We start from the raw sequence: 17,370 nt of genomic DNA on the forward strand, positions 1-17,370 counted from the left end.
ATATTTGGTAGTTTATGAGAAATCACAAAAATATGATAATTGTAGCATATTTGCTATTTCTTTTGTGTTACTTCGATGGCAACGTCACCAAGGGTGATACGGACATGGTGGAACGGGACAAGTTTGCTCAAAATACCGAAGATACTACGAAATCGGTAACGAAAAACTTGAAAAAAGCGTTTTCGGTACGGCGGTTGCTAGAAATAAGTAGTTAGGAAATAAATAGCGGGAGCATCATGGCAAAGCATTTATTCATTATAAGGCACGCAAAGTCGGACTGGGGTTTCGATGTGAGTGATTTCGACCGCCCGCTTAATTCGCGTGGCTTCAAAAATGCGCCTAAAATGGCCAAACGGTTGGCCGATTATACCGTTAAACCCCAACAATTGGTCAGTAGTCCCGCCAAACGGGCCATCACCACGGCGCAGATTTTCGCTGAGCACCTGACTATTCCGGTGAACGAGATCAAGCTCGAACCGCGTATATACGAAGCATTGCCCAACACCTTGTTGCAAATCATCAATGAATTGGACAATGGCATTGATCGTGTAGCTTTTTTTGGACATAACCCCGGCCTTACCTTATTGGTTAATTCGCTGGCAGACGAGCATATCTATAACCTCTCTACGTGCAGCATCGTTCATTTGCGTTTTGATGACGTAAGCGAATGGGCATCGATATCGAGTGGAACCGGAACCAATGTCTGGTTTACCGAGCCCGGCAAGGAAGAGTAAGAAGGGACGACAACCGTTCTCCATGTTCGGTAGAAAAACATTACCTTTATCGCCAGATGCCGAATAAACTCCATAGTGAGACCTCGCCTTATCTAAGGCAACACCAGTTTAATCCCGTTGAGTGGTACCCTTGGGGTGATGAAGCCCTGCAAAAAGCTAAAACCGAAAACAAGCTCATCATTGTTAGCATTGGATACTCCGCATGCCATTGGTGCCATGTGATGGAGCGCGAAAGCTTTGAAGATGAGGCCATCGCCGCACTGATGAACGAACATTTTGTTTCCATCAAAGTGGATCGGGAAGAACGCCCCGATATCGACCAGATATACATGGTCGCCGTGCAGTTGATGACAGGTCAGGGTGGGTGGCCGCTCAATTGCATATGCCTGCCCGATGGCCGGCCCATCTATGGTGGTACCTATTTCCAACCCGAACAATGGACGCAATTCCTGAAACAGCTGGTTGCCATGTGGAACGAAAACCCCGCATTGGCCAATGACTATGCCGAGCGGCTTACCACTGGTATCCAACAGAGTGAACAACTGCCTTTTGTGCCGATTCCGGAAAGCTATACGAAAGAAGACTTGGCTGCAATCGTTACCCCCTGGAAGGAACGTTTTGACAAACAGGAGGGTGGATATAATCGAGCACCTAAATTTCCGCTGCCGAACAATTGGCTGTTCCTGCTGCGTTACGGTGTGCTGATGGATGACCCCAGCGTGGTGGATCACGCCCATTTCACCCTACGGAAAATCGCATCCGGTGGTATTTATGACCATGTGGGTGGTGGCTTCGCACGATATTCGGTAGACGCGCGCTGGCATATCCCGCATTTTGAGAAGATGCTGTATGACAATGCGCAGTTGGTCAGCCTGTATGCTGAGGCCTGGCAACAACAGCCTGTTGCACTGTATAAACGTGTGGTGAGCGAAACGTTGCAGTGGGTACAGCGTGAAATGACCAGTCCGGAGGGCGGTTTTTACTGTGCACTGGATGCCGACAGCGAGGGTGTGGAAGGGAAGTTCTATACCTTCCAGCAGCATGAAATCGAAGCGGTGCTCGGTGAAGATGCGGAACTTTTTATCCGCTATTTCGGTGCGACGAAAGAAGGGAATTGGGAAGAAGAACACACCAATGTACTGAAGATAGATATTGAAGCAGACGGCATGGCCCAAGAGGCTGGATTTTCGGTGCACGAATGGGAAACGGTACTCGCCGATGCCAAGCGGAAATTACGCGACTACCGCAGCAAACGGGTGCGTCCGGGATTGGATGACAAGCTGCTGACGGCTTGGAACGCCATGATGCTGAAGGGATTTGTCGATGCATACCGAGTTTTCGATATACCCGCATACCTCGATGTGGCTTTGGCCAATGCCGCATTTATAAAAACGCACCTCTATGCCGAAGACGGCGGTTTGTGGCGCCAACCTCCCACAAACGGCAAAGCCATCGCAGGGTTTCTCGATGATTATGCATTTACCATCGAGGCCTACATCGCATTATATGAGGCCACCTTCGACGAGCATTGGCTGCAGGAGGCGAAACGGCTGGTAGCCTATGTACTGGATCATTTTTACGATGAGGAGACTTCGGTATTTTACTATACATCGGCACACGCCGATCCGCTTGTCGCACGGAAAACGGAGACCATGGACAACGTGATTTCTTCTTCTACCTCTACCATCTCCCGGCAGTTGCGGTGGCTGGGATTGGCTTTTGACGAACCGCATTATACCACTATTACCGCACAACAGCTGGCCAAGGTGGTGCCGCATACCGCGCCGTACGGATCGGCTTATGCCAATTGGGCCACCCAGTTGCTTGATGAGGTAAGCGGGAACTTAGAAGTGGTGCTCACCGGACCCGGTTGGCGGGCACTGCGCTGCGAACTGGACAGGCATTACGTGCCCAACAAAATGATATTAGGCGGAACAAAAGGAAGCCTCCCCTTGTTGGCAGGGCGGATAGGCGACGTAACTAGGGCGTACGTGTGCCGTAATAAAACATGTAGCCTGCCGGTAGCGCAGGCCGACGAATTAGTGCAATTAATTACAAGTAGATAAACCGGTCACGCGTGACGCATGACCACAATTTTAAACACAATGACAATAGCACCCAACAGCGTAGTAACGCTGACGTACAAACTCCACACCGTCGAAAATGGTGAAAAAACCTTTGTTGAAGAAGCTGGAAAGGACAATCCGCTGGACTTCCTGTTTGGCGCGGGAATGATGCTGCCGAAGTTCGAAGAACATATCGCTGGTTTGGGAGCTGGGGATGCCAAAGATTTTGAATTGGTTGCCGAAGATGCGTACGGCGAAGTTAATGAACAAGCCATTGCTCCGCTGCCGGCCGATATGTTTAAGGAAAGCGGCCTTCCTGCGGTGGGCGAAGTCCTCCCGTTGCAAGACAACCAGGGCAACCAGTTCAGGGGTAAAGTAACCGAGGTAAGCCCGGAAACCGTAGTGGTAGACCTCAACCACCCCATGGCCGGGCAGAACCTGCACTTCGCCATCGAGGTGCTGTCCGTCCGCGAAGCTACGGAAGATGAGCTTTCCCACGGGCATTCGCACGGACCTGACGGTACGCACGAGCATTAATCACTTATGGTTTAGTATTTCGTTGCCCGGAGCATCTCCCTTTTACCGGGTGCTCCGGGCACTTTTTCTATGGTAAATCCAAAAGACTTCAGCGTGCGCTTGAGGTGACCGGTAATGGCATAGGTAACGAAAATGCCACCGGACTTTAAAAATGTGCAGACATGCCGTAGCGTTTCTTCCGTCCACATCTCCGGCTGGTGAACCGCTGCGAAGGCATCGAAATATAGCACGTCAAATCGTTTCTCAGTGGTAAATTCCAGTACTTGCGAATGGGCGATTTCAAGCGTGCACCCATCTAGAATGGTCTGCGGTGTTGCCAAACCGTCTGCGTATCGGGAGAGGAAGGCGACCCATAGCGCGGAGCTTACATAGTCGCCGTATGCGGTTTGCGATAGGGTGGCGGCCGGCAGCGGGTACGCCTCCACACCGGTGTAATCGAGCCCAACGCCTTTTGCGAGGCAGTCATCTGCGGTAAGAAGAAAATTGAGCCCTGTACCGAACCCGATCTCCAGTATACTAACTCTTTGCGGCTGGTGCTGCACCACGAAATGCCCTAAGCCCATGCCGAGGAATACGTGCTTGCTTTCCTGTACCGCGCCGTGGCGCGAATGATAATGCTCGCCGATGGCGGGATGATACAGCGTTTTGGAACCGTCAGACGTGACAACAAATTCGACCATGTCGTGCAAACTTAAAATAAATCCATTACTTTAGCCTCCTAAATATGGAAAGGCAACAGTCCAATTTCTTGCAGAACTACGGCAGCATTTTACTGTTGTTGCTGGGTATCGTGGTGGGAAGCATTGTCGGTGGTTTCTTCCCCGGCACGGTGACTTGGCTTAAGCCCTTGGGCGATATTTTCCTTAACCTGCTGTTTGCCGCAGTTATTCCCTTACTGTTTTTTGCTATCGCCGCTGCGGTTGCCAACATCGACGGTTCGCAGAAGCTGGGCCGTATCATTTCGGTGATGGCGGGTGTGTTTCTGGGCACCATTGTCATCGCAGCGGTATGCACGATAGTGGCACTCTGGTTCTTTCCGGTCGAAGCTCCGCAGGCTGTGCAGGAGGCGGGTAGCGAACTTTTCCAGGGCGATCCGGGCGATACGTGGGGCGCTAAGCTGGTGCGGTTTGTTACGGTAGACGAGTTCTACAAGCTGCTGTCGCGCGAGAATATGCTCGCCTTTGTGATTTTCTCCTTTCTCGTGGGGATTGCAGCTATGCGGGCGGGGGAGACGGGTGGTGCGTTCCGGAAGTTCCTTTCTTCGGGCAATGAGGTGATGAAGCATTTGCTCATCCTGATCATGAAAATTGCGCCCATTGGTTTAGGGGCTTATTTTGCCTACCAAGTGGGCACCATCGGCCCGGAGCTCTTCGGGTTTTATGCTAAGCCGCTGGGCCTGTACTATGTGCTCGGCGCCGTTTATTTCATCGTCTTCTTTAGTATTTATGCATACATTGCCGGGGGTAGGCTGGGCATCAACCGGTTCTGGAAAAACAACATCTTGCCCTCCGCTACGGCCGTGGGTACCTGTAGTAGCATCGCCACCATGCCGGTGAACCTTTCGGTGGCTTTCAAGATGGGCATCCCGCCCGCTGTGGCCAATGTGGTCATTCCGCTGGGGGCAACGTTGCACAAAGATGGCTCGTCGATGTCGAGCATCGTCAAGATCTACGTGGCGTTCGTATTGATTGGCTGGGATTTCTTTGACCCGATGACCCTACTCACCGCTATCGGCATTACTGTATTGGTCAGTATCGTAGCCGGTGGCATTCCGAATGGCGGCTATATCGGCGAAATGCTGATGATTTCGGTATATGGGCTCCCTACCGAAGCGATTCCGGCAGTGATGATCATCGGCACATTGGTAGACCCGATGGCGACACTGCTCAATGCCACGGGTGATAATGTGGCGGCGATGATGGTGGCGCGGTTTGCCGGTGGTAAAAACAGATTGAATGTAGCTGGTGGATTGAATACGGATGATACGGATTGACATAGATTCATTACTCCCTTTCGTGCAGTTCCAAACATCGCGGAGCGGGGGTGCTGGCGGGCAGCACGTCAACAAGGTGGAAACCAAGGTTACCCTGCTGTTCGATATCGCTGCCGCGACCGTATTTTCCGAAGAAGAGAAAGCGCGTATCCACAAACGCCTATCTAATCGCCTGCAGGCCGAAGGTCTCTTGCAGATCAGTAGCCAGGAAACCCGAAGTCAGCTGCGCAATAAGGAGCTGGTGCTTCAAAAGCTGGGGGAGCTCCTTTCAAACGCCCTGAAGACCGAGAAGCCTCGTAAAGCGACGAAGCCCTCCAAAGCAGCCGTGCAGAAGCGCCTTGATACCAAACGATTGCAGGCGCTACGCAAAATCAATCGGCGGAAAGATTGGTTTTAAAACCGGTATCCCACCCCCACCGAGCCATACCGATGGCGGAAAAACATTCCCGGAACCTCCTTGGTGTAAAAAATGTACTGGAAATGCAAAGAAAGTGCGTTTTTGGCATACATTACGCCAACTTGGTTGTACCATACCCATCGGGCAGGGGTATAGGTTACGGGTCCTTTGTCGTGCAGGAACATACCCCCTTGGAGCGTGGCGTCGTAACCGACGAAATGCAACCGTGGACTGTAGTACAGGAAAAGCTCCTTGGCCATTGTATGGCCACGTGCCTGTAGCCGGCTGGAGGTGTATACCGACCGGTGAAGCGGATTGATACGGCCGAATCGGAAGCTGGGCGACGCAGATAACCCCGTGTGGTTGAGCCCCAAGGTAGCGGTTGCTCGCCACGACATATCAAACCAGCGGGCCGGGTTGCGGTAGAACAACCCGCCATAGTGCACAGCCGCATCTATGCCGAAGGCGTTTTTCAGCTGGTATTGCCAACCCGCGATGTCATATAGGCGGAAAGCCTTGTGGAAGCTTTCCTGAAACTCCTTGCCGAGTGCCCGCTGCCCGATGGTACCGGCTTCCACAGTGACGGACATGAACCGCTCGCTTTCAAAATAGCGATCGAAATTCGCAGCGAAAAACAAGTAGGCAGTGATCGGCCGATCTACTTCCTCGATGTGGCGGATGTTGGCCGTATAGGCATTGTACATTTTCTGTCCGACGGTCAAGCCCCAAATGCGGTTGGCTTCATTGATCGACAACTTCGCGCTATCTGCCGCTTTGCGGATATTGAAAAACACCCCATTGGTGTAGTATTGGTCTTGTTTGTTGAACAGGTATAGGTCATTGTCGTTCCTGAAATTGAACTCCGTGCGGGGAAAATGCTGTGCCAAACACATGGAATAGCCAAACAGCAGTGCCAGGGCCATGCAGGCTTTACCGATGTGGTGTAGTGGGCTGGTCATTATTTAGTTAATGGTCTATCAATCTTCCCGAAAGCAAACATACGGATTTTTCTACACGTTCTGTTTAGAACGATTCTAAAAGAGCGCAATCACTTGCTTTATTCGTACCTTCATTTTCCAATTCGTAATTTTGCATTCCGGTATTAATCCATTGGGGGATAACGACATGAAGAAAAGTTCAGTAATAGGTATTATCGTTATCGCAATAGCCATCGCTATGATTATTGTGATATATGCAGATTCGAGTACCTACTCCAGTTTCACGGAAGCCAAGGAAAAGCAAACCGAATTATACGTTGTGGGTGTGCTCAACAAAGAGAAGGATTTGCATTACGATCCGAAGGTTGATGCCAATCACTTTTCGTTCTATATGTACGACAATGACAGCACCGAGTGTCAGGTTATTTTCCGGGGTGCAAAACCGCAGGACATCGAGCGCTCTGAACAGATTGTGCTGACCGGCAAGATGGTTGGGGAGAATTTCCATGCGAGCAAGATTTTGATGAAATGCCCATCCAAATACAACGAGGATGAGGTAGAAGTGATAGAGGCGACAACGGCCAATACCCTGGGCTATGTTGCGCCGCCAACCGGTAATCGTTAGTATAGATGGATATAGCTTATGTAGGCGAGCGCCTGTTGCCCGGGCAAATCGGCCAGTTCTTTGTCATTCTTTCCTTTGGCTCTGCGTTATTGGCCTGCGTGGCGTATTACTTTGCCACAAAAAATAAAGAAGACCATTCGTGGCTACGCATAGCGCGGGCTTCCTTTTGGGTTAATGTCGTATCGGTCTTGGCCATAGGTACTTGCCTGTACTATATTATTTACAATCATTTATTCGAGTACCACTACGCGTGGGCCCATTCGTCTAAGTCGTTACCCACCCACTATATTATTTCGAGTTTTTGGGAAGGGCAGGAGGGGAGCTTCTGGCTTTGGATGTTCTGGCAGGCACTATTGGGCGCTGTGTTGCTATTTAAAGCCAAAAGCTGGGAAAGCCCGGTGATGGCTGTGGTAATGCTCTGCCAGGCCGTGCTAGGCTCCATGCTCATCGGCATCGCCATTTTTGGCGAGCGTGTGGGAAGTTCGCCGTTCATCCTCTTCCGGGATGCGATGGACTTACCTATCTTTTCGAATCCGAATTATGTCAACATGATTGCGGATGGGAGTGGCCTGAACGCCTTGCTACAGAACTATTGGATGGTCATTCACCCACCTACGCTGTTCCTCGGGTTTGCTGCAATGATTGTGCCCTTTGCCTATGCGACTGCGGGATTATGGACGCGGCGTTATAAAGAATGGATTACGCCGGGTTTGCCGTGGGCGCTCTTCGCGGTGATGACCCTGGGCGCGGGTATTATCATGGGCTCCTTCTGGGCCTATGAGGCGCTTAACTTTGGGGGCTTCTGGGCTTGGGACCCGGTGGAAAATGCCTCCATTATTCCGTGGTTCACACTCATTGCAGCGGTACACGTTATGGTGGCCTATAAGAACTCCGGGCATTCCTACTTTACGGCTACATTTCTTGCTATGGTGAGTTTTGTGCTGGTTATTTATGCCTCTTTTCTCACCCGTAGTGGCGTGCTGGGCGAAACATCGGTACACTCCTTCACCGATCTGGGGTTGTATTGGCAACTGGTAGCCTTCAACTTGATTTTTCTCGGGGTGATGGTTTACTTCCTGGTGACCCGCAAGCGCGAGATGCCGTCGCATCAAAAAGAGGAAGACATCTATTCGCGTGAGTTCTGGTTGTTTATCGGCGCTTTGGTGCTCACGGTGGCCTGTGTACAGATCATCGCTTCCACGTCGGTGCCGGTTTTCAACGCCATCTTCGGTACAAACGTGGCACCGCCCATCGACCCTATACAGCATTATAATAAGTGGCAAGCCGGATTTGCCGTCGTGGTGGGGCTGCTTTCCGCAGTCACACAGTTCATGAAATACAAACGGACCGACGTCCGTAAATTTTTCGCGGCGGTCATCGCATCGTTGGTTGCCGCAGCAGTGCTGACGGCGGCGGTGGTATACGTCACCGAGGTATACACCAATTTCATGTATATCCTGCTCGTGTTTTCGGCTGCCTATACCATCGTGGCGAACGGGCGGATATTGAGCGACGCCATCCGCGGAAAGTGGAAGCTTACGGGATCTGCAGTAGCACATATCGGTTTCGGGTTATTGCTTATCGGCGCACTCGTAGCGGCAGCAACCAACGAGGTGATTTCCGTAAACAGCGCCAACTACATTGCCGTAGCGGGCTTTGACCAGGTGGAAGACCCGGGCGACAACCTCTTCCTTACCGAAGGCGAACCTGTGCAGATGGGCGACTACCGCATTACTTACGTGGGCGATAGCGTGGCGCCGCCCAATGTGTATTACAAGATCAACTACGAGAAGGTCGACGAAGAGTCGGGCCGGGTGACCGAAAGTTTCCAGCTGCGGCCGTTTGCACAGAATAATCCGGAAATGGGTGGATTAATCGGTACGCCGGATACACGCCACTACCTTACTCACGACATCTATACGCTCATTACTGCGGCCATGTCCGATTCGCATACCCAGGCCCAGGGAAATGGTACACAGACCGGCTTTGAAGATTTTGAAGAGCCCGCTGTGTATGAAACCAATATCGGCGATACCCTGCGGTACCGAAACGGGTATATCGTGGTCGAAGGCATTAATCGCAATGCAACGGTACAGAACATTCCGCGGCAGGAAAACGATGTTATCGTCGGACTGAAAGTCAAGATCCATGCCGCAGACGGCGAAACATACGATGCCGAACCGGTGTTCCTTATCCGCGATGGCAACACATTCGACCTCTTTAAAGATGTGGAAGCGCAAGGGCTCCGGCTCCGCTTCAGTAACATTATGCCCCAAAAGGATAAACTGGAACTGATGGTGTACCAGAAGCCCGTGCCGGAGAAGCGGTGGGTGGTATTCAAAGCGATCAAATTCCCGTATATCAATTTCTTCTGGTGCGGTGCTATCGTGATGACAATCGGTTTCTTCATGTCCATCCTACGCCGCAGCAAAGAAGCCAAACGCCAAAGCGTCTAATGGATATCGTACTGCTTGGCAGCGGCAACGTGGCGACTCACCTGGGCGATGCGCTGGTGCAGGCAGGTCACCGCATCACGCAGGTCTATAGCCCCACTGAGGCCCACGCGCAGGCACTTGCAGACCCGTTGGGAGCGGCAGCGATAAACCACCCAACGGCTATCGACGTACAAGCGGATATCTATATTATCGCAGTAAAGGACGACGTGCTCGCGACCGTAGCAGCACAACTGCCAAACACCTTGCGGGGTACAGTCGTACATACCGCCGGTAGCGTGGATATGGCCGTGCTTGCTGCCCACACCGCCAATTACGGCGTGCTGTATCCTGTGCAGACATTTTCAAAAGCAAAGGCGGTCGACTTTTCAACCATACCCCTCGCAGTGGAGGCATCGGGCGAAGCGGCGTTAGCGCGACTGGAGGAATTAGCGGGCAGCCTATCCAAGCGTGTTTTCCGGTGCGACTCCAAGCAGCGCCTTTCGCTGCATACCGCGGCTGTATTTGCCTGCAATTTCACCAACCACTTCTACACCATTGCCGCCGATATCCTGAACGAGCACGGTTTGGAATTCGACCTTATCCGGCCACTTATCCTCGAAACTGCACAAAAGGTAATGGAGCATGCGCCCAAGGATGCACAGACCGGTCCGGCCGTGCGGAACGACCGGCATACCATGGAGAAGCATTTGGCGTTGCTGGAAGCGAACCCCGCATTAGCAAAACTTTACCGGCTCATCAGCGAGCGGATTCGTTGAATTGCCCCTTTATCCGTTCCAGGTTATCGATCATTTCAGCAAGACGTGCGTGTTCGTTGCGGATGTACTGCTTCATGAAGACGACGTGGCAAACCACAAACCAAAAGATGACGAATACCACTAAGCCGATGAATGTCCACAAAGACAGGGCGAAATACATCTCAATGCCGTACAAAGCGAATGCGACACCAATGCATGCTTCGTAGATGGTGTAATTGCGGGTATTGAACCGATAACGCTTCTGCTGGAAGGTCTTTAGGTAATGGATGTAATCCTGCGGTTTCGACAGGAGGTCTTGACTGTTATGGATAGCGCGGTAGTCACTCAGCTGGCTCGCGAAATAGTAACCGATGCAACCGACCATGATGGCGATGGCCAGATAGGTGGTCCAAGTCGAGAAATCGACGGTTAAACATATCCAAATCAGAATCGCCACGGCGATACCCATTGAAATACTCTGCCAGAACAGCTTTCTGGCCAATGCGGACCGGCTGCTTTTGACCCGTTTCAATACCGTCTCAAAGCTAACGTTTGAATCGGGTGCCTGCCCGTGCCAAAGTTGTTGTATCTCCTCAAACCCTTTCATTGCTATTGTATATTTCTGTTAGCTTATGTTTTATCCGGTGTATCTTTACCCGTAGATTGCCCTCGGAGATACCTGCCACTTCGGCGATCTCGGCGTAGGGCACTTCATCCAATACCATGGTGATGATGATCCGCTCGTTTTCTTCCAGTTGTGCGATGGACTTATATAGCTGTGCGATTTGCTCCTGCTTTTCCGAAGGCTCTTCTGTGTAATTCTCGATGATGCTGTCGTTCAGCTCATCGGTGGCCCGTCGCTTTGCGCTGCGGAGGTAAGACAGGCAGGTGTTTATGGCAATGCGGTATATCCACGTGGAGAATTGAGACTGGTTGCGGAACTTATCCAAGTTCTGCCATACCTTAATGAACGTTTCCTGCATGAGGTCGTTCGCCGAATCGCTGTCACCGGTATAGCCATAACACAGGTGGTAAATCCGATTGGAGTTTTCTTCAAATAATAGCTGGAACAGTTGTCGTTGGTTACTCATGAACGGCAGTTACATGGGTTAGACACCAAAAGAGAGTTGGTGTTACAAAATTATTTCCTAACTTTAGGTCGATGGAAACGTTTATCCCCATAATCATAGCGATTGTCGTTTTTGCTTTCCAAGCGTATGCCAATTACCAAAAGGAACAGGATAAAGCGCGCAAACGGAATCCGGCCCAGCCACCGCTGCCCGAAGATAATGCCAAACAGCTGCGTGATATCACCAGACAAATGACCCCAGCCCCAGTCCCCGCTGGTACCTCGATGCCAACACCGTCTCCAGCTGTTAGGCCCGAATTTGAACATTATTCGGGTGTGATGGGCCATGAGGAATCTCCACGCGGCGCCCGCCGACGGCCGTTAATACCGCAACGGTTGGCCGTGGAAACCGCAACCGATGTGCGGCCGGCATTGGATGCAGAGGAATTTGACCTGCGCGATGCCGTCATCAAGTCGATCATCCTTGATCGGCCGTATAAATAGCCCCGGCCCATGACTGAACTTACGACTTACTTACGACGAGGTTAAATGTATCCATATCTTTAAGGAATGGCAATTCCTTGCGCGTGTCGTCCAAATCTCGCCGATAGATGGTAAACGTATAGAGATCTTCGTATTCGGGCTTATAATATACCACGTCACCAGCGGGCGAAATGCACATCGATCCACCCGAATAGTAGATTTCGTTGCCGTCGTGCCCCACGCGGTTTACCCCGATAACGAACGATTGGTTTTCAATGGCCCGGGCCGGAATGAGGCTCCGCCAGTGGCCGGAACGTTTATCGGGCCAGTTGGCGATATAAAGTAAGATGTCGTAGGCGCTATCGAGGTTACGCGTCCAAACGGGGAATCGCAGGTCATAGCAGATCATTGGGCATATCTTCCACCCCTTGAGGTCTACAATAACCCGTTGCGTTCCCGCGGTGAACACCTTGTCTTCGCCTGCCATGCCAAACAGGTGCCGCTTGTCGTACGTCACGTAGTTGCCGTCTTTGGTCATCCAGACAAACCGGTTGTAGTAGTTGCCTTCCTCTTCGATGATGAGGCTCCCCGCTACTACGCAATCGTATTTTTGCGCCATCTCCAGCATCCAATGCATGGTTTTTCCATCGGCCTTTTCAGCGCATCGCTCCGCATCCATCGTGAATCCTGTATTGAACATCTCGGGCAGAATAATTAAATCCGTCTTTTCGCGGATTGCCGAGAGTTTCAATGCGAGGTTGCTTAGGTTTTTGTCGGTATTTTCCCAAAAAAGGTACGCTTGGAAAGTCGTGATTTTTAATGCATCCATATCGGTAAGCGATGGGGTCCTTATTCGTTGCCAGTGCGAAAAGCACAAGTTAGTAATAAATCGATAAACACAGAAACTGATCGCACGTATCTCTGCAATTATGCTGCCAGTTATACGAGTATCCGTCCGCCTGTTATTGTCCGCGGTTGAGCAGGGCGTGGGCAAGTTCGCGCAAAGGGGCTTTACGGGTAATCGCTACAGGGATGGTATCCAAGGCGGTATAGGCCTGTTCAATGTGATGCTGTTTGGCGGTTTCCACTTGGGTGCGTACGCCGAGCGCATCGTATATGGTGGTAATGTTGCTGATTTTATCCGATGGGTTCGAGTAATCGGCCAACCAATCGTTCAGCTTCGATAGTGTCGCCCTATCGGCCATCTCCAACGCTTTCACCAAGAGGTATGTTTTCTTGTTGGCGAGGATGTCGCCACCGCGTTGCTTGCCGAATTGCGCCGGATCGCCATATACATCCAGAATGTCATCTTGCAATTGGAAGGCGATGCCCACGCCGACGCCAAAATCGTAGATGCGCTGGGCATCGGCTTCTTGCGCACCAGCCAAAAGGGCGCCTATTTTTAACGCTGCACCCAACAGTACGGATGTTTTGAGTCGGATCATGTGGAGGTATTGGTCAATGCTCACGGCGGTGGCCCGCTCAAAATCCATGTCCAGCTGCTGCCCTTCGCAGACTTGGGCAGCCATTGTATTGAAAGTTTCGAGAATAGCCGGAAGGTAATCGGCAGGGCATTTTGCCAACTGTGCATAGGCCATGATGAGCAGGTTGTCGCCCGAGAGGATGCCGACATTTGTATTCCATTTCTCGTGTACCGTTCGGTGTCCACGGCGTAGGGGTGCATTATCCATGATATCATCATGCACAAGGGAGAAATTGTGGAACAGCTCAATGGCTACTGCGGCCGGTACGGCCCCCTCCATGTCTGCGATGGAAAACAAGTCGGCAGCCATTAAGGTGAGTAATGGCCGAATACGCTTACCTCCGATTTGCAGCATGTACCGCACCGGATCGTATAGGTTGGCCGGGTGCTCAGGAACGTTGAGCTCCGACAATCCTTGGGCGATCTGCTTTTGCAATGCGTTGGTATGGTACATGTATGTGTAATTTAGCGGCTAAGATAGGAATGGGGGCACCCATTTCAAAATCGAAAAAAATATCTTAGGTTTGGAGGGATGTATGGGTTACTATTTGGGCAAAATCGTATTAATCAGTGAGAAAAAGGAGGAAGTCTCTTGCACCGGAATCGGATGCCGCAACCATTGAGGGCGTGGCGCGTGGTGATACGGGGAGCTTGGAAGGGCTGTACCGCGATTACTTTCCGATGATTCTAAACATGGTGCTGCGAAATAGCGGCACTGAAGACGAGGCGAAAGATGTCTTCCAAGAGGCTGTTATCGTTCTTTATGACAACGTCAAACAACGCGACTTTGAGTTAACCAGTCGGTTGAAGACGTACCTCTACTCGGTATGCCGCCGGCTTTGGCTCAAGCAATTGGCAAGCAAAGATCGCATGTTTCGCGATGAGGGGGCTTATGACGACGTCATCGCGGTTGAAGAGGACCTCGCGAGGCACGACGAGAAAGACCTCCAGTTGACGATGATGGAGCAGGCACTGGACGAATTGGGCGAACCTTGCCGGACGATTATTCGCGATTATTACATCGCTAATCTGTCCATGCAGGAGATTTGTGAAAAATTTGGATATACAAATGCGGATAACGCCAAAACCCAAAAATACAAATGCCTGCAACGGTTAAAGAAATTGTTTTTTACAGCGACAAAGTAAGTTGATACGGATATGATGGAGAATGAGCAAGAATTTATAAAAAGGGTCGATCGGTATCTGAATGGCGAGATGGACGACGTGGAACGGAATGCCTTTGAACAGTACTGCCGAGATAACGCTACCGCAGCCGAGCAATTGGCGACCCATCGATTGTTCTTACAGCAGTTGAAGGACCATGCCAATCGGCTGGCGTTCAAGCACACGCTCTCTGAGGCAGCGGCGCGGTATCACGCCGGCGATACGGAATTAACCGAACGGCCGGAGCCGCTGGTGGTAACGCTGTGGAACAAATTTAAGGTGAACTCATTGGTGGCGGCCAGCGTAGCCATCGTTGCGGTGTTTTCCACGTTGTGGCTTTCGGGCTATTATAAAACCATGGAAAAGACCACAACGAATTACAGCGCATTGCGGCGGGACATGAATAACGTGAAGAAGAACGTGAATGCCCAGAATGCAGTCATCCGGAATATCAACAACGGACAGCGTGATGACCGATCGGCCAGCAATTTCGGGGGTACCGGTTTCATGATTTCAGCCAATGGTTATGTGGTTACCAATTACCACGTGGTAAGAGGTGCTGACTCGGTACACCTCCAAAGTACGAAAGGGGAGTCGTTCAAGGCAAAAGTCATCTACATCGACCCCACGCACGACCTCGCGATGCTGCACATCAATGACAGTACATTTGCACCGTTGAAAAGTGCCCCATACACGTTTAAGGAGGCTCCGTCAGAACTTGGTGAGGATGTGTATACCATTGGATACCCGCGCGATGAGGTGGTCTACGGACAGGGGTACCTGAGTTCGCGTACCGGTTATGCCGGAGACACCACGGCGTATCAGATATCCATTCCCGTTAATCCGGGCAACAGTGGGGGGCCCGTCCTCGATAGCAAGGGCAACGTTATTGGGATCATCAGCGGCAAGCAGACCGGAACTGATGGGGCGTCGTTCGCCATCAAAACCGAGGCACTGCTGAAGTCGATTGCCGCCGTACCGACAGATTCGCTGGAAAGCGAACTGGTGATTAACAAAAAGAATGTGCTTGGCGGACTGAAACGCACGGAACAGGTGAAGAAGATACAGGATTACGTGTACTTGGTCAAAGTATATTAAAGGGCACCGGTGAAGTAAATAAATAAAAAAAGCGATTGATATAACACCAATCGCTTTTTTTTATGGCTCGTCCGCCCCCTGTTAAATATTTGGTTGGGGGGTAGTACGGAGATAAGGCTTGATGACCTTGTGGCCCTTCGGGAATTTCGTCGGGATATCTTCCGTTGCGATAGCGGGTGATACGATGACGTCTTGCCCATGTTCCCAATCGGCCGGAGTGGCTACGCTGTGGTTGGCCGTAAGCTGAAGCGAGTCGATTACCCGTAGGATCTCCAGGAAATTACGCCCTGTCGAGGCCGGATAGGTGAGCGTTAGCTTAACCTTGCGGTCCGGGCCGATCACGAATACCGAACGGACGGTGGCTGTAGCCGATGCATTGGGATGGATCATATCATACAGCTCGGCAACCTTGCGGTCGTCGTCGGCAATGATCGGAAATTCAACATTGGTGTTTTGTGTTTCGTTGATGTCCTTTACCCACCCATGGTGGCTGTCGATGGGGTCTACGCTCACAGCAAGTACCTTGGTGTTACGCTTCTCAAACTCGCTGTTCAGCTGTGCGGTACGCCCTAATTCAGTTGTACATACCGGTGTGTAGTCTGCTGGATGTGAAAACAATACCACCCATTTGCCTTCTGTGTAATCATAGAAGTCGATTTCTCCTATCGTCGTTACCGCCTTGAAATTTGGCGCGGTATCGCCTAATCTTAAACTCATATATTATTCCTCCTATTATATGTTAATGAATTTGTAGTCTACAAAGTTAATAGATTTTCTTGTAATACAAAGGGTGGCTGTATTTTTTGTAACAATGCCGTATAGGGGATGTCAAACCGTTAGATGGAACAAGACTGGAGTGCGGACATGTCGCCGCTGTATCGGAAAAAGGTAATGATCGAGTTGGCCTTCTGGAAGCACAAAGTGACCAAGAAGCAGCCAGTGGGAGCGGTATGGGCCAAAAACATACAAGCGAAGTTGAACGACTTTATCCCAGAAAAGGTTCACCAAGCCATTACGTTTACGATTGAGAAAATGGTAAAAGGCGTATTGTTCGGTGCTACATATACCATCCCTTCGCCACGGGCTTATGAAAGTTTCCAGCTTCGCGAAGCCTACGTCAAGAAATTTATCGATACCTATAAAAAGACTGCTTCAGTGGAGGGTGCCGTAACGGGTGCCGGCGGTATCCTGATGGGGGTTGCTGATTTCCCTGCATTGCTTGCTATTAAGATGAAAATGTTATTCGATATTGCGTCAACCTATGGTTACGATGTGCGGCAATATAAAGAACGGCTTTTTTTGCTTACCCTATTCCAGTTGGCATTTTCGAGCCATAAGCACCGGGCTGCGGTATATCATAGGCTGTGCAATTGGGAGGCCTATGCCGAAAGCCTTCCCGACGACATCGACAGTTTCGATTGGCGTACGTTTCAACTGGAATACCGCGATTACATCGACCTGGCTAAAATGGCTCAGCTGATTCCGGTCATCGGCGCTGCCGTGGGGGCGGTGGTCAATTACCGCTTGGTGCAGCAGCTTGGTACCACCGCCATGAATGGCTACCGCATGCGGATGTTGGAGACAAGCTAAAAA

At 51.0% G+C, this 17,370-nt stretch carries 19 protein-coding genes; 12 read left to right on the forward strand and 7 right to left on the reverse strand.

What is annotated here, in order from left to right:
• Window positions 1-236 precede the first annotated feature (236 nt).
• The 3 genes from U9S71_RS01395 to U9S71_RS01405 are packed head-to-tail and all read left to right on the forward strand — an operon-like array spanning window position 237 to window position 3,337.
• The gene (locus U9S71_RS01395) at window positions 237-734 is read left to right on the forward strand and encodes a SixA phosphatase family protein (protein WP_326324654.1); all 498 of its coding nucleotides are present in this window, start codon (window positions 237-239) and stop codon (window positions 732-734) included.
• A 56-nt stretch (window positions 735-790) separates the two neighbouring features.
• The gene (locus U9S71_RS01400) at window positions 791-2,800 is read left to right on the forward strand and encodes a thioredoxin domain-containing protein (protein WP_326324655.1); all 2,010 of its coding nucleotides are present in this window, start codon (window positions 791-793) and stop codon (window positions 2,798-2,800) included.
• A 39-nt stretch (window positions 2,801-2,839) separates the two neighbouring features.
• Window positions 2,840-3,337, forward strand: a complete 498-nt coding sequence (locus U9S71_RS01405) for an FKBP-type peptidyl-prolyl cis-trans isomerase (protein ID WP_326324656.1) — start codon at window positions 2,840-2,842, stop codon at window positions 3,335-3,337.
• A gap of 11 nt (window positions 3,338-3,348) precedes the next feature.
• Here the strand turns inward: U9S71_RS01405 and mnmC2 are convergent, their stop codons facing one another.
• On the reverse strand, window positions 3,349-4,017 hold the full coding sequence (mnmC2, locus tag U9S71_RS01410) for a tRNA (5-methylaminomethyl-2-thiouridine)(34)-methyltransferase MnmC2 (RefSeq protein ID WP_326324657.1): 669 nt from the start codon (window positions 4,015-4,017) through the stop codon (window positions 3,349-3,351).
• A 44-nt stretch (window positions 4,018-4,061) separates the two neighbouring features.
• Between mnmC2 and U9S71_RS01415 the strand changes: the two genes are divergently transcribed.
• Together U9S71_RS01415 and arfB are read left to right on the forward strand one after the other, a co-directional pair.
• Window positions 4,062-5,330 (forward strand): dicarboxylate/amino acid:cation symporter, encoded by a 1,269-nt coding sequence (locus U9S71_RS01415; RefSeq protein WP_326324659.1) that lies wholly within the window; start codon window positions 4,062-4,064, stop codon window positions 5,328-5,330.
• A complete protein-coding gene (arfB, locus tag U9S71_RS01420; protein WP_326324661.1) occupies window positions 5,317-5,727 on the forward strand; it encodes an alternative ribosome rescue aminoacyl-tRNA hydrolase ArfB in 411 nt (136 codons plus the stop codon). The genes U9S71_RS01415 and arfB overlap by 14 nt, the downstream gene beginning before the upstream one ends.
• On the opposite strand, the gene U9S71_RS01425 is transcribed toward arfB, so the two are convergent.
• Window positions 5,724-6,686, reverse strand: a complete 963-nt coding sequence (locus U9S71_RS01425) for a lipid A deacylase LpxR family protein (RefSeq protein WP_326324662.1) — start codon at window positions 6,684-6,686, stop codon at window positions 5,724-5,726. The genes arfB and U9S71_RS01425 overlap by 4 nt on opposite strands.
• 166 nt (window positions 6,687-6,852) lie before the next feature.
• Between U9S71_RS01425 and U9S71_RS01430 the strand changes: the two genes are divergently transcribed.
• Genes U9S71_RS01430 through U9S71_RS01440 form a run of 3 tightly spaced genes read left to right on the forward strand, consistent with a single transcriptional unit; the run spans window position 6,853 to window position 10,501 of the window.
• Window positions 6,853-7,290, forward strand: a complete 438-nt coding sequence (locus U9S71_RS01430) for a cytochrome c maturation protein CcmE domain-containing protein (RefSeq protein WP_326324664.1) — start codon at window positions 6,853-6,855, stop codon at window positions 7,288-7,290.
• A 5-nt stretch (window positions 7,291-7,295) separates the two neighbouring features.
• Window positions 7,296-9,746 (forward strand): cytochrome c biogenesis protein CcsA, encoded by a 2,451-nt coding sequence (ccsA, locus tag U9S71_RS01435; protein WP_326324666.1) that lies wholly within the window; start codon window positions 7,296-7,298, stop codon window positions 9,744-9,746.
• Complete coding sequence (locus U9S71_RS01440) at window positions 9,746-10,501, forward strand: Rossmann-like and DUF2520 domain-containing protein (RefSeq protein ID WP_326324667.1); 756 nt, start codon at window positions 9,746-9,748, stop codon at window positions 10,499-10,501. The genes ccsA and U9S71_RS01440 overlap by 1 nt, the downstream gene beginning before the upstream one ends.
• On the opposite strand, the gene U9S71_RS01445 is transcribed toward U9S71_RS01440, so the two are convergent.
• Together U9S71_RS01445 and U9S71_RS01450 are read right to left on the reverse strand one after the other, a co-directional pair.
• Window positions 10,482-11,087, reverse strand: coding sequence for a hypothetical protein (locus U9S71_RS01445; protein WP_326324668.1), 606 nt, complete (start codon window positions 11,085-11,087; stop codon window positions 10,482-10,484). The two genes, U9S71_RS01440 and U9S71_RS01445, sit on opposite strands and share 20 nt — an antisense overlap.
• The gene (locus tag U9S71_RS01450; RefSeq protein ID WP_326324669.1) at window positions 11,074-11,571 is read right to left on the reverse strand and encodes an RNA polymerase sigma factor; all 498 of its coding nucleotides are present in this window, start codon (window positions 11,569-11,571) and stop codon (window positions 11,074-11,076) included. Before U9S71_RS01450 ends, U9S71_RS01445 begins: the two co-directional genes overlap by 14 nt.
• A gap of 71 nt (window positions 11,572-11,642) precedes the next feature.
• On the opposite strand from U9S71_RS01450, the gene U9S71_RS01455 reads away from it, so the two are divergent.
• On the forward strand, window positions 11,643-12,053 hold the full coding sequence (locus U9S71_RS01455) for a hypothetical protein (RefSeq protein ID WP_326324670.1): 411 nt from the start codon (window positions 11,643-11,645) through the stop codon (window positions 12,051-12,053).
• Between the two features lie 19 nt (window positions 12,054-12,072).
• On the opposite strand, the gene U9S71_RS01460 is transcribed toward U9S71_RS01455, so the two are convergent.
• Window positions 12,073-12,861: an amidohydrolase gene (locus U9S71_RS01460; RefSeq protein WP_326324672.1), complete on the reverse strand. Its 789-nt coding sequence runs from the start codon at window positions 12,859-12,861 to the stop codon at window positions 12,073-12,075.
• A 133-nt stretch (window positions 12,862-12,994) separates the two neighbouring features.
• A complete protein-coding gene (locus U9S71_RS01465; protein ID WP_326324673.1) occupies window positions 12,995-13,969 on the reverse strand; it encodes a polyprenyl synthetase family protein in 975 nt (324 codons plus the stop codon).
• Between the two features lie 116 nt (window positions 13,970-14,085).
• Here U9S71_RS01465 and U9S71_RS01470 point away from each other — a divergent pair, with 116 nt between their 5' ends.
• On the forward strand, window positions 14,086-14,661 hold the full coding sequence (locus tag U9S71_RS01470) for an RNA polymerase sigma factor (protein ID WP_326324674.1): 576 nt from the start codon (window positions 14,086-14,088) through the stop codon (window positions 14,659-14,661).
• A gap of 12 nt (window positions 14,662-14,673) precedes the next feature.
• Window positions 14,674-15,777, forward strand: a complete 1,104-nt coding sequence (locus U9S71_RS01475) for a S1C family serine protease (protein WP_326324676.1) — start codon at window positions 14,674-14,676, stop codon at window positions 15,775-15,777.
• An 81-nt stretch (window positions 15,778-15,858) separates the two neighbouring features.
• On the opposite strand, the gene U9S71_RS01480 is transcribed toward U9S71_RS01475, so the two are convergent.
• The gene (locus tag U9S71_RS01480; protein WP_326324678.1) at window positions 15,859-16,494 is read right to left on the reverse strand and encodes a peroxiredoxin; all 636 of its coding nucleotides are present in this window, start codon (window positions 16,492-16,494) and stop codon (window positions 15,859-15,861) included.
• Window positions 16,495-16,617: 123 nt separating this feature from the next.
• Between U9S71_RS01480 and U9S71_RS01485 the strand changes: the two genes are divergently transcribed.
• Window positions 16,618-17,367 (forward strand): EcsC family protein, encoded by a 750-nt coding sequence (locus U9S71_RS01485; protein ID WP_326324680.1) that lies wholly within the window; start codon window positions 16,618-16,620, stop codon window positions 17,365-17,367.
• Window positions 17,368-17,370: the final 3 nt, after the last annotated feature.

Origin of the sequence: Parapedobacter flavus, assembly GCF_035818675.1 — a bacterium.
Lineage (GTDB): Bacteria > Bacteroidota > Bacteroidia > Sphingobacteriales > Sphingobacteriaceae > Parapedobacter > Parapedobacter flavus.